The 11,070-nt window shown below is 70.9% G+C and carries 10 protein-coding genes; 4 read left to right on the top strand and 6 right to left on the bottom strand.

The features are described from left to right. Positions 1-185 precede the first annotated feature (185 nt). Positions 186-1,418 carry a glycerophosphodiester phosphodiesterase gene (locus J7E94_RS31295; protein WP_215020199.1) on the bottom strand — a complete coding sequence of 411 codons (1,233 nt, stop codon included), beginning with the start codon at positions 1,416-1,418 and terminating at the stop codon, positions 186-188. A gap of 270 nt (positions 1,419-1,688) precedes the next feature. Here J7E94_RS31295 and J7E94_RS31290 point away from each other — a divergent pair, with 270 nt between their 5' ends. Then, entirely contained in the window at positions 1,689-2,318 is a 630-nt protein-coding gene (locus tag J7E94_RS31290) for a 1-acyl-sn-glycerol-3-phosphate acyltransferase (protein ID WP_251057504.1), read from the top strand. Positions 2,319-2,325: 7 nt separating this feature from the next. Here J7E94_RS31290 and J7E94_RS31285 read toward each other — a convergent pair whose 3' ends face one another. From J7E94_RS31285 to J7E94_RS31275, 3 genes are all read right to left on the bottom strand, one after another. Beyond that, on the bottom strand, positions 2,326-3,804 hold the full coding sequence (locus J7E94_RS31285) for a membrane-associated oxidoreductase (protein ID WP_215020197.1): 1,479 nt from the start codon (positions 3,802-3,804) through the stop codon (positions 2,326-2,328). 69 nt (positions 3,805-3,873) lie between these two features. Continuing rightward, entirely contained in the window at positions 3,874-5,421 is a 1,548-nt protein-coding gene (locus tag J7E94_RS31280; protein ID WP_215020196.1) for an MFS transporter, read from the bottom strand. Further along, positions 5,421-5,969 (bottom strand): TetR/AcrR family transcriptional regulator, encoded by a 549-nt coding sequence (locus J7E94_RS31275; RefSeq protein ID WP_215020195.1) that lies wholly within the window; start codon positions 5,967-5,969, stop codon positions 5,421-5,423. The genes J7E94_RS31280 and J7E94_RS31275 overlap by 1 nt, the downstream gene beginning before the upstream one ends. Positions 5,970-6,058: 89 nt before the next feature. Here J7E94_RS31275 and J7E94_RS31270 point away from each other — a divergent pair, with 89 nt between their 5' ends. Next, positions 6,059-6,577 (top strand): HAD domain-containing protein, encoded by a 519-nt coding sequence (locus J7E94_RS31270; protein WP_215020194.1) that lies wholly within the window; start codon positions 6,059-6,061, stop codon positions 6,575-6,577. 54 nt (positions 6,578-6,631) lie between these two features. Here J7E94_RS31270 and argH read toward each other — a convergent pair whose 3' ends face one another. Together argH and J7E94_RS31260 are read right to left on the bottom strand one after the other, a co-directional pair. Further along, the gene (gene argH, locus J7E94_RS31265; RefSeq protein WP_215020193.1) at positions 6,632-8,059 is read right to left on the bottom strand and encodes an argininosuccinate lyase; all 1,428 of its coding nucleotides are present in this window, start codon (positions 8,057-8,059) and stop codon (positions 6,632-6,634) included. 102 nt (positions 8,060-8,161) lie between these two features. After that, a complete protein-coding gene (locus tag J7E94_RS31260; RefSeq protein ID WP_215020192.1) occupies positions 8,162-9,355 on the bottom strand; it encodes an argininosuccinate synthase in 1,194 nt (397 codons plus the stop codon). A 269-nt stretch (positions 9,356-9,624) separates the two neighbouring features. On the opposite strand from J7E94_RS31260, the gene J7E94_RS31255 reads away from it, so the two are divergent. Both J7E94_RS31255 and J7E94_RS31250 read left to right on the top strand, forming a co-directional pair. Beyond that, positions 9,625-10,206 (top strand): pyridoxamine 5'-phosphate oxidase family protein, encoded by a 582-nt coding sequence (locus J7E94_RS31255; RefSeq protein WP_215020191.1) that lies wholly within the window; start codon positions 9,625-9,627, stop codon positions 10,204-10,206. A gap of 36 nt (positions 10,207-10,242) precedes the next feature. Continuing rightward, positions 10,243-10,908, top strand: coding sequence for a L,D-transpeptidase family protein (locus J7E94_RS31250; RefSeq protein ID WP_308345557.1), 666 nt, complete (start codon positions 10,243-10,245; stop codon positions 10,906-10,908). The last annotated feature ends 162 nt before the right edge of the window (positions 10,909-11,070 follow it).

Below are 11,070 nucleotides of genomic sequence, written 5' to 3'. Positions count from 1 at the left end.
CGGCTTGTTCCAGGTCGGCCGCCTCGACTCCGGCGCCCGGGGCCTCCGCGGCCGCCTCGGCGGAGAGCAGCGGGCGGAGCTTCTCAAAGACGTCAGCCTTCAGCAGGTCCATGCCGGGCGGGACGAGTGGGCCGGGCCCGGCGGTTTCCCCGCCGGGCCCGGCCCACTCGTTCGGGAAGGCCCGTTCAGCGGTTGACGGGACGGCGACCCGGGCGGAAGGCCTCCGCCGCGAGCAGCCCGGTGTCCGGGTTGTCCGTGAAGATGCCGTCGATGCCCTGTTCGAAGTACGTCCGGAAGGCGCCGAAGGCGTCCCCGTACGCGGCCGGGTCCGTGCCCTTGCGGTAGTCGGCCGGCAGGAAGCTGTTCTCGTTGCGCGCGGTGTAGGGGTGCAGGATGAGCCCGCGGGCGTGGGCGTCCGCGACCAGCGTGGTGGGAGCGCCGAGCTTGTCGGCCGCGTCGCGCGGGAGGATCAGGTCCATGGTCGGGCCGATGCCCTGGGCGAAGCCGGCGATCCACTGCAGGCCCTCGGGCTTGACCAGGTCCGCGACCGTACGCGGGTCCTTGGCCTGTTCGAAGTCCCACGGACGGGTGTTCGCCGCGGAGAGCAGGACCACGCGGGGCGCCGAGACCAGCCGCGCGAGCCGCTGGATGCTGGAGGGTTCGAAGGACTGGAGGAAGAGGGCGCCATCGCGGCCGTCGCGCCGGTAGCGGCGCAGCAGCTTCGCGAGGGGCTCCTCCAGGCCGAGGCCGAGGGCGCGGAAGTAGCTGGGGTGCTTGGTCTCGACGTGCAGCCAGACCGTCTTGCCGCGCCGCTTGCCCTCGCGGTCGGCCCAGCGCAGCACCTCTTCGAAGGTGGGTACGGCCCACTGGCCGTCGTAGAGGGTGTTGCGCTGGCGGAGGGCGGGGATACGTTCCTTCGCACGCAGGGTCTTGAGCTCCGCGAGGGTGAAGTCCTCGGTGAACCAGCCCGTGACGGAGACCCCGTCGACGGACTTGGTGGTCCGGCGCGAGGCGAAGGCGGGGTGGTCGGCGACGTCGGTGGTGCCGCCGATCTCGTTCTCGTGGCGGCACACCAGGTGCCCGTCCTTGGTCGGGACCAGGTCCTGCTCGATGACGTCCGCGCCCAGGTCGAGGGCGAGCTGGTAGGAGCCGAGCGTGTGTTCCGGCCGGTATCCGCTGGCGCCGCGGTGGCCGATCACCGTCGGGTAGGGAAGGTCCCGGTAGCCCCCGCGGTGGCCCGCGTCCGACGCGGCGGCCGTGCCCGCGTCCGACGCGGTGGCCGTGCCCGCGTCCGACGCGGTGGCCGTGCCCGCGTCCGACGCGGTGGCCGTGCCCGCCGAGAGCGCCGTGATCCCACCTCCGGCCGCCAGGACGGCCGCCCCCAGGACCGTGCGCCGTGCTGCCCCACCCTGCGTCATGAGTCCCACTCCTCGCTCCGAAACGCCCGAATCGCCGTGCCGATCGTAGGCAAGGGGCGGTATCGGCCGGGGGCGCAGCGGGGGAACATGGCGGAAACGTACGTCAACAGTGTGTATCGACTCGTGAACCCGATGTGCGATCAGGGCTGACCCGCGAGTATCGTCCTCACCTGCACTACCGCCGTGTGGTGGGTGCGAAAAACGCTTTTCGATGCCGGAGGGCCCACGTTGTTCCGTACGCGCCTCATCAAAGCCACTGTCGGACCGGTCATGCGCCTGATGTTCCGCACCCGTGTGGAGGGCATCGAGAACATCCCCGGCGACGGACCGGTGATTCTGGCGGGCAACCACCTCACCTTCATCGACTCGATGATCCTTCCGCTGGTCTGCGACCGCACGGTCCACTTCATCGGCAAGGACGAGTACGTGACGGGCAAGGGCATCAAGGGCCGCGCCATGGCCTGGTTCTTCACCGGCTCCGGCATGATCCCCGTCGACCGCGACGGGGCCAACGGCGGAGTCGCCGCCCTGATGACCGGTCGCCGGATCCTCGAAGAGGGCAAGATCTTCGGCATCTACCCCGAGGGCACCCGCTCGCCCGACGGCCGCCTCTACCGCGGCCGCACCGGCATCGCCCGCCTGACCCTGATGACCGGCGCCCCGGTGGTCCCGTTCGCGATGATCGGCACCGACAAGCTCCAGCCCGGCGGCGCCGGCATGCCGCGCCCGGGCCGGGTCACCGTCCGCTTCGGCGAGCCGATGGAGTTCTCCCGCTACGAGGGCATGGACCGCGACCGCTACGTGCTGCGCGCCGTCACCGACTCGGTGATGGCCGAGGTCATGCGGCTCTCGGGCCAGGAGTACGTGGACATGTACGCCACCAAGGCCAAGGCGGCCTGAAACCGTTTCACTGCCGCCGGAGTGACCGGCTGACGCCCGCCGCCGTCGTGGTGGCGAGGACCCAGCCGGTCACGATCAGCAGGTACGACAGCCACTGGTGCCAGCCGCTCGGCGCGAAGGCCGCTTCCTGGCCGAAGCCGATGATCGGCAGCATCAGGTCGAGCGTGTAGAACACCGGGTTGAAGTCGGGCGCCTCTCCTGTCTTCAGGGCGCGCGGCGGCTCGATCCCGTAGGCGATGCTCCCGGTCAGCAGCAGCGCCGCGAGCCAGCCCGCCGCGCGCAGCGGCCGGAAGCCGTAGCCGACGGTGGCCTCCTGGAGCAGTCCCCAGAGCCGCGTGTGCCGGCGCAGGGTGTGCCGGTGCCGCCGCAGCTTGGCGAGCTGCACCGTCCGCGCGGCCGCGTCGTCGCCCGCCGTACGGTAGGCCGCGGCGAGCTGTTCGTAGGCGTACGGGAGGTAACCGGACTCCTCCCGCTCCAGCGCGGGCAGCCGTTCCTCGGCGGGCAGGTGCGGGGCGAGGGTGCTGTAGGTGAGCCCGTCGATGCGGATCTGGTCGGGCCAGGTCTCGGGCGGCACGTGCAGCAGGTCGAACTGCGAGCGCCGCAGGTTCACCCCGCCCTGGAGCCGCTCGCAGGAGCGTAGCCACACCTCGCCGATCACGCAGCTGGAGGCGCGCAGGGCGACGCCGCCGGGATTGAGGAAGCGGGCATAGGCGAAGTTGAGCTGCCCCGGTATACGGGAGCCGGTGAGGTTGACCCTGCCCTGGGCCTCCATCCGCATGGCTCGCAGGTCGGTGCCGACGGTGAGGGTCTCGGCGTGCAAGGCGGTGCCGCCGGGGACGAGGAGGCAGGCGTCATCCAGATTGATCTGGCCGCCGACGACGGCTCCGTTGATACGTACCTGACCGTAGACAGTCAATCCGAAGGCGATGATGTCGGTACCGATGGTGGCGTGGTTCAGCTGGAGCGACGGCTCCTGAGCGCCCTCGGCGGTGCCTTCCGGTGTGCCGAGGACGGCGCCCTGGAGGAAGAGGCCGCCGGATATCCGGGCTCCGGCGAGGCGGACCGGCCCGGTGATACGGCAGCAGGACATCCGGAGCACCACCTCGACGCGCAGGGTGGCGGCGGTCAGGCCGGGCAGGCACGACTCCGTGAGGACGAGGGCGCGCAGGCGGGCCCCGTACAGGCCCGGCTTGTGTTCGAACCAGCAGCCTCGCATCCGCATCGGGGCCTCGATCGCGGCGTACTTGAGATCCAGCCTCCCGGTGATCTTCGCGCCCTTGATCTTGAGGCCGGCGACCTGGCCGGGCACCGAAGGACTGTTGACCAGCAGGGCGCGGAGCACATCGGCGCGGACCGTACGCTCGGGACCCCATGAGGCACCCTCCGACGCGTCCTCGTCCGGACTCTCGCGGAAGTCGACGCCTTCACCGCGCGGGAAGGCTTCCCAGACGCGGCGTTCCGCCGGGGTCAGATCATTGATCTCCATCGCCGGGATGGTGACCCGGGGTCCGACGGACTGTCAACTCCTGGCCGGAACAGATCGTTTGTCGCCACGTCAGTGCGCGATGCCATCCTGGAGCTTCTGGCCCTTCAGCAGGAACCAGGCGGCCACGGCAGTGGCCAGCAGAACGGCGGCGCCGACGCCGGAGGCGAGCCGCAGCCCGTCCACGAACGCCTCCTGGGCGGCGCCGACCATCTGCTGCGCGGTGTGCGGGTCCAGGGTCCTGGCCGCCTCGACGGCTCCGCCGAGGGATTCGTGCGCGGCGTCGGCGACGGGGCCCGCGACGGACGCCGGGGCGGTGAAGCCCTGGTAGACGCCGGTGACGATGGAGCCGAGCAGGGCGATGCCGAGGGCGGCGCCGAGTTCGTACGCCGTCTCGGAGACGGCCGAAGCCGAACCGGCCTGCTCCTTGGGCACGCTGGAGAGGATCACGTCGGCGGTGACGGTGAAGGAGAATCCGGCGCCGAGGCCGACGACGAGCAGGGCCGCGCCGAGCAGCGGGTAGCCGCTCTCCTTGTGGAGCACGGTCAGCGCGGCGAGGGCCAGGCCTATGGCGCCGAGGCCGCCGGCGACGATCGACCGGACCGAGTACCTGCGGGCGTACCTGCCCGCGGCGAGACCGGTGACCACCGCGCCGATGGCGGCGGGCAGTTCCGCGAGGCCGGCCTCCAGCGGCTCGCGGCCCTGGACGAGCTGGAGGAACTGGGAGAGGAAGAAGACCAGTCCGGACAGGCCGAAGACGGTGAGGAGGTCGGCGAGGACCGCGCCGGAGAAGCCGCGGTGCCGGAAGAGCCGCATGTCGAGCAGCGGGGACGGCAGGGTGAACTGGCGGCGGACGAAGCCGTACAGCGCGCCCGCGCCGAGCACCGCGGCCCCGGCGACCTCCCAGGTCAGGCCGTGGGTGGCGGCTTCCTTGACGGCGTAGACGACGCTGATGACACCGACGAGCGAGAGGCCGACGCTGACCAGGTCCCAGGGGCCCGCGACCGGATTCTTGGACTCGGGCAGCAGCTTGGTGCCGACGATGACCAGGGCGGCCATGACGGGCAGGTTGATGAGGAACACCGAGCCCCACCAGAAGTGCTGGAGCAGGGCTCCGCCGACGACCGGGCCGACGGCCGCACCGGCGGAGGCTGTGGCGCCCCAGATGCCGATGGCGAGGCTGCGCTCCTTCGGGTCGTGGAAGATGTTGCGGATCAGCGCGAGGGTGGACGGCATCAGGGTCGCGCCGGCCACGCCGAGCAGGGCCCGCGCGACGATCATCATCTCGGGGCTGGTCGCGTAGGCGTTGAGGACGGAGACGGCGCCGAAGACGGTGGCCCCGGCCAGGAGGAGCTTCTTGCGGCCGATGCGGTCGCCGAGGGAGCCCATGGAGACGAGCAGTCCGGCGATCACGAAGGAGTAGATGTCGCCGATCCACAGCAGCTGGGTGCCGGACGGCTTGAGGTCCTCGGAGAGGGAGGGGGTGGCCAGACCGAGTACCGTCGCGTCCACCGCGACCAGCAGCACGGCCAGCACGAGCACGGAGAGCGCCAGCCACCGCCCGCGGCCGCTCTTGACCCCCGCCCCCTGGACCGGGCTCGCCTGCTTGGTACCGCTCATCACTCCACGCTCCGTCGTGCGCCACCGAGCAGCAGCTCGGTGATCATGTACTGGAAGTCCTTGGCCGCGACCCGGCCGTCCATGACGGCCCAGGCGCAGGTGCCGATGAGGCCGTAGAGGGCCTCGGTGAGCCAGGCGGGGCTCAGGTCGATCCGGATGTCGCCCTCTTCCTGGCCGCGCCGGAAGAGTGCCCCGACGCGGGCGTCCAGGCGGGCCCATCCCTCGTTGACCTGGTCGCCTTCGAAGAGCTGGTTCTCGGTGACGAGGAAGGCCAGCAGCTCGGCGTTCGGCTCCGCCTCCGCGACGAGCCTGCGCAGCGCCTCGACCGCGCTGCCCTCGTCGAGGCGGGCGTGGTCGAAGGCCACCTCGAACTCCCGGATGCCCAGCTCTTCGAGGGCCCGTACGAGGGCGTCGCGCCCGGCGAAGTGCCGGTGGAGGGTCGCGCGCCCGATTCCGGCGGCGCGGGCGACCTCGTCCATCGTGGCGGTCGATTTGCGGGAGAGCAGGGCGGCCGCGTCGCGCAGCACCTGTTCACGGTCCATAGCCATGAGACAAGCATAACCCGAATGAGACGTCATTGTCTCATTCGATCGACAAATGAGCAGCCGTAGAAGCAGCTGAAAGGAATCCTGCCCAGATGAAACCGACGAAGCCCCTGCTGCTGATCGACGTGGACGGACCGCTGAATCCCTACGCGGCCGAGGCCCAGCGCCGCCCCGAGGGGTACACCACCCACCGGATGCGCCCCACGGGCTGGACGGGGGCCGAGAGCCCGAAGCCCTTGCGGGTCTGGCTGAACCACGGCCACGGCGCGGAGCTGCTCACGCTGGCGGAGTCGTACGAACTCATCTGGGCCACCACCTGGAAGGACGAGGCCAACGACTGGATAGGCCCGCACCTGGGCCTGCCGCGGCTCCCCTTCATCGACTGGCCGGTGATGCACGGCCGGGCGCCACGCGGCACATTCTGGAAGACGCAGTACATCCTGGAGTACGCGGGCACGCGGCCCTTCGCGTGGATTGACGACGACATCACGGACATGGACCGGGAGTACGTGGCTCAGCGCCACCCGGCGCGGGCGCTGCTGATGCGCGTCGACGAGCGGATCGGCATGACCCGCCCCGACTTCGACGCGCTGGCGGCCTGGGTCTCGTAGACGCCGAAGGGGCGGCCGGAGCTCGTGCTCCGGCCGCCCCTTCGCGTAGTGCGCCTACTGCTTGTGGGCCGCCCAGGCGTGCTGGATGACCAGGTCCGCCTTGAGTTCGGTCAGCTGGAGCGCGACCGCCGAGGGGGCGGTGCCGCCGCGGCCGTTGCGCGAGGCCAGGGCGCCCTTGACGTTCAGGACGGTCCGGACCTCAGGGGTCAGGTGCTCCGAGATCTTCGCGAACTGCTCGTCCGTCAGCTCGTCGAGCTCGATCCCGAGCACCTCGCAGACCTTGACGCACTCGCCGGCCACCTCGTGCGCCACCCGGAAGGGCACGCCCTGCTTGACCAGCCACTCCGCGATGTCGGTGGCGAGCGAGAAGCCGGCCGGAGCCAGCTCCTCCATCCGCTCCCGGTTGACCGTGAGGGTGGCCATCATGCCGGTGAAGGCCGGCAGCAGGACCTCGAGGGTGTCGCAGGAGTCGAAGACCGGCTCCTTGTCCTCCTGGAGGTCCCGGTTGTAGGCGAGCGGCAGGGCCTTGAGCGTGGCCATGAGCCCCGTCAGGTTGCCGATGAGGCGGCCCGACTTGCCGCGCGCCAGCTCGGCGATGTCCGGGTTCTTCTTCTGCGGCATGATCGACGACCCGGTCGAGAAGGCGTCGTGGAGGGTGACGAAGGAGAACTCCTTCGTGTTCCAGATGATGATCTCCTCCGCGATCCGGGACAGGTTGATCCCGATCATCGCGGTGATGAAGGCGAACTCGGCGACGAAGTCGCGCGAGGCCGTGCCGTCGATCGAGTTGCCGACCGAGCCCCGCTCGAAGCCCAGGTCGGCGGCGACCGCCTCCGGGTCCAGGCCCAGCGAGGAGCCGGCCAGCGCCCCCGAGCCGTACGGGGAGACCGCGGTCCGGGTGTCCCACTGCCGCAGCCGCTCGGCGTCCCGGGAGAGGGACTGCACGTGGGCCAGTACGTGGTGGGCGAAGAGCACCGGCTGCGCGTGCTGGAGGTGGGTCCGGCCCGGCATCGCCACGTCCGCGTGGCTCTCGGCGAGGCCGACCAGCGCGTCCTGGAGTTCCGCGATCAGCCCGCCGATGGTCCGGGCGTGGTCGCGCAGGTACATCCGGAAGAGGGTGGCGACCTGGTCGTTGCGGGACCGGCCGGCGCGCAGCTTGCCGCCGAGGTCGGCGCCGAGCCGCTCCAGCAGGCCGCGCTCCAGGGCGGTGTGCACGTCCTCGTCGGCGACGGTGCCGGTGAAGGAGCCGTCGGCGACATCGGCTTCGAGCTGGTCGAGGCCGGCGGTCATGCGCTCCAGCTCCTCGGCCGTGAGCAGACCCGCCTTGTTCAGCGCGCGCGCGTGGGCGCGCGAGCCGGCGATGTCGTACGGCGCGAGGCGCCAGTCGAAGTGGACCGACGCGGACAGCTTCGCAAGGGCCTCGGCGGGGCCGTCGGCGAAGCGGCCGCCCCAGAGCCGGACGTCACCGTTGTTGCTGCTCACAGCTACTGCTCCTCAAGACTGCATGGCTTCGGGTGTGCAACGGCCTCCCCGTCGCGGAGGTAACGGGGAGGCCGTCTCGGTACTGCGTGGGACGACTCGGACTCAGCCGAGGTCGCGGCGGGCGGCGATCTTCGAGGACAGGCCGAAGATCTCGATGAAGCCCTGGGCCTTGGACTGGTCGAAGGTGTCGCCCGAGTCGTAGGTCGCGAGGTTGAAGTCGTACAGCGACTCCTCGGACTTCCGGCCGGTGACGACGGCGCGGCCGCCGTGCAGGGTCATCCGGATGTCACCGGTGACGTGCTGGTTGGCCTCGTTGATGAAGCCGTCCAGCGCCCGCTTCAGCGGGGAGAACCACAGGCCGTCGTAGACCATCTCGCCCCAGCGCTGCTCGACCTGCCGCTTGTAGCGGGCCAGCTCGCGCTCGACGGTGACGTTCTCCAGCTCCTGGTGGGCGGTGATCAGTGCGATCGCGCCCGGCGCCTCGTACACCTCGCGGGACTTGATGCCCACCAGGCGGTCCTCGACGATGTCGATCCGGCCGATGCCCTGGGCTCCGGCGCGCTCGTTGAGCTGCTGGATGGCCTGGAGCACGGTCACGGGCTTGCCGTCGATGGCGACCGGGACACCGGCCTTGAAGGAGATGACGGCCTCGTCGGCCTCGCGCGGGACGGCCGGGTTGGCGGTGTACTCGTAGATGTCCTCGATCGGCGCGTTCCAGATGTCCTCCAGGAAGCCCGTCTCGACGGCTCGTCCGAAGACGTTCTGGTCGATGGAGTACGGGGACTTCTTGGTGGTGGCGATCGGGAGGTCCGCCTTCTCGGCGAAGGCGATGGCCTTGTCACGGGTCATCGCGTAGTCGCGGACCGGGGCGATGCACGTGAGGTCGGGGCCGAGGGCGGCGATGCCGGCCTCGAAGCGGACCTGGTCGTTGCCCTTGCCGGTGCAGCCGTGGGCGACGATCGAGGCGTTGTGCTTCCTGGCCGCGGCGACCAGGTGCTTGACGATGGCCGGCCGGGAGAGGGCGGAGACCAGCGGGTAGCGGTCCATGTAGAGGGCGTTCGCCTTGATCGCCGGAAGGCAGTACTCGTCGGCGAACTCGTCCTTGGCGTCCGCGACCTCGGCCTCGACGGCGCCGCAGGCGAGCGCGCGCTTGCGGATGACGTCCAGGTCCTCGCCGCCCTGACCGACGTCCACCGCGACCGCGATGACCTCGGCGCCCGTCTCCTCGGCGATCCAGCCGATGGCGACGGAGGTGTCAAGACCGCCTGAGTAGGCGAGTACGACGCGCTCGGTCACGGGCTTCTCCTTACGGTGCATCCAACGACAGGCATAACTATGCACTGCTCCGTATGTTTCGTCAATCAAACCCGTGGCCGGGGCGGGGCGCACCTCCCGGTGGTCCGGTCGCCCGGGTCCCCTCCCTGGGCCGGGCCGGTCGGGCCGCCGCCGCTGCACACCCGCCGGGCCGCCTACCGGCCGCTGCACGCGCGGGGCGGCCTGGACGGACTGCGGCCGCCGTGGCGATGCCGGCGGACCATGATCCGGCCCGGGGGATACTGATCACCATGGGAAAACTGCACGAACGCATAGACGGCCGGCTGCGCACGTTCATCGAAGAGCAGCCGGTCTTCTTCACGGCGACCGCCCCGCTCGCGGATGACGGTCACATCAACCTGTCCCCCAAGGGCCGCGCCGGCACCCTCGTCGTCCTCGACGAGCAGCGGCTCGCCTACCTGGACTTCGGCGGCAGCGGCGCCGAAACCATCGCGCACGTCCGCGAGAACGGCCGGATCACCCTCATGTGGTGTGCGTTCAGCGGCCCGCCGAACATCGTGCGCATCCACGGCGAGGGCGAGGCCGTCTTCCGTGACGACCCCCGCTGGGGTGAGCTGATCGCCCACTTCGGCGAGGCCGACGGACCGGCCGCCCGGGCCATCATCCTCGTCCGCGCCCGGCGCATCGCCGATGTGTGCGGGTACGCCGTCCCCTTCATGGAGTACCAGGGGGAACGCACCCTCCACGCGGAGTACTTCGGCCGCAAGACGGACGAGGAGTTCGGGGAGTACTGCGAGAAGAAGGAGTTCATCGAGTCGAGCCTCGACGGCCTGCCTGCGCTGCCGCTGCCCCTTCCGCCCCGTACCGTCTGACATGTGCTGCGTACCGCTCTCGTCACCGGCGTAACGATCGTCACCGCCCTGCTGCCGCAGGGCTTCCCGAGCCACGATCCGCTGCCCGCCCGCCTCGCCGACACCGGCGGCGGCAGCCAGCTCATCACCGCCGTCGCCCCCGGCCCCGGCTCCACGACCGGCCGCCTGACCTGGTGGGACCGGCGGGCGGGGCGCTGGTTCGAGGCCGGGAGCGCGGACGCCCGCTTCGGGACGAAAGGCCTCACCGAGGGCGCGACCCGTACGCAGGGCACCAGCACCACGCCGACGGGCCTGTACGACCTCCCGTACGCCTTCGGGATCCGGCGCGCGCCGGCCGGGACGGAGTACCGCTACCGGCGGGTGACCGGCGGCTCGTGGTGGTGCCAGGACAACGCGTCCGCCGCCTACAACCGCTGGGTGGAGCCGCTGCCGGCGGACTGCGCGCCGGGCGAGGCCGAGCACCTGGTGGCGTACACGTCCCAGTACGCGCACGCGCTGGTCATCGGCTTCAACTACGCCGAGCCCGTACGCGGCCGGGGCGCGGGCATCTTCCTGCACGTCAACGGCAGGGGTGCGACGGCCGGCTGCGTATCCGTCCCCGAGGGGGCCATGCGGGAGATCCTGCGCTGGGCGAACCCGCGCCGCCACCCCCACATCGCGATCGGCACCGAGTCCGGGACCCTGGCCGTCACCCGCTACTAGCAGCCACGGCTTATGGCCAGTGCTGTGGCCGGAAAGGTTTGCCGGGGCGCGGCGTCCGGTGCGGTGCATCGCAAGGCGGAGGGCCGCGGCTCGTACTGGACGTACTTGCGCGGTCCGACAACGCGGCGAGGTGCCGTGCTTGGCGTCGCGACCCGGTGGACC

Origin of the sequence: Streptomyces sp. ISL-94, from assembly GCF_018614075.1 — a bacterium.
Lineage (GTDB): Bacteria > Actinomycetota > Actinomycetes > Streptomycetales > Streptomycetaceae > Streptomyces.
Note: the sequence above shows the minus strand (reverse complement) of the source record. Positions and strands in the feature narration are given on the sequence as shown.

What these genes read in the sequence shown, in the direction of transcription:
- J7E94_RS31295 (WP_215020199.1), bottom strand. Translation starts at nt 1,418, where the DNA reads ATGACGCAGGGTGGGGCAGCACGGCGCACGGTCCTGGGGGCGGCCGTC.
- J7E94_RS31290 (WP_251057504.1), top strand. Translation starts at nt 1,689, where the DNA reads ATGCGCCTGATGTTCCGCACCCGTGTGGAGGGCATCGAGAACATCCCC.
- J7E94_RS31285 (WP_215020197.1), bottom strand. Translation starts at nt 3,804, where the DNA reads ATGGAGATCAATGATCTGACCCCGGCGGAACGCCGCGTCTGGGAAGCC.
- J7E94_RS31280 (WP_215020196.1), bottom strand. Translation starts at nt 5,421, where the DNA reads ATGAGCGGTACCAAGCAGGCGAGCCCGGTCCAGGGGGCGGGGGTCAAG.
- J7E94_RS31275 (WP_215020195.1), bottom strand. Translation starts at nt 5,969, where the DNA reads ATGGCTATGGACCGTGAACAGGTGCTGCGCGACGCGGCCGCCCTGCTC.
- J7E94_RS31270 (WP_215020194.1), top strand. Translation starts at nt 6,059, where the DNA reads ATGAAACCGACGAAGCCCCTGCTGCTGATCGACGTGGACGGACCGCTG.
- J7E94_RS31255 (WP_215020191.1), top strand. Translation starts at nt 9,625, where the DNA reads ATGGGAAAACTGCACGAACGCATAGACGGCCGGCTGCGCACGTTCATC.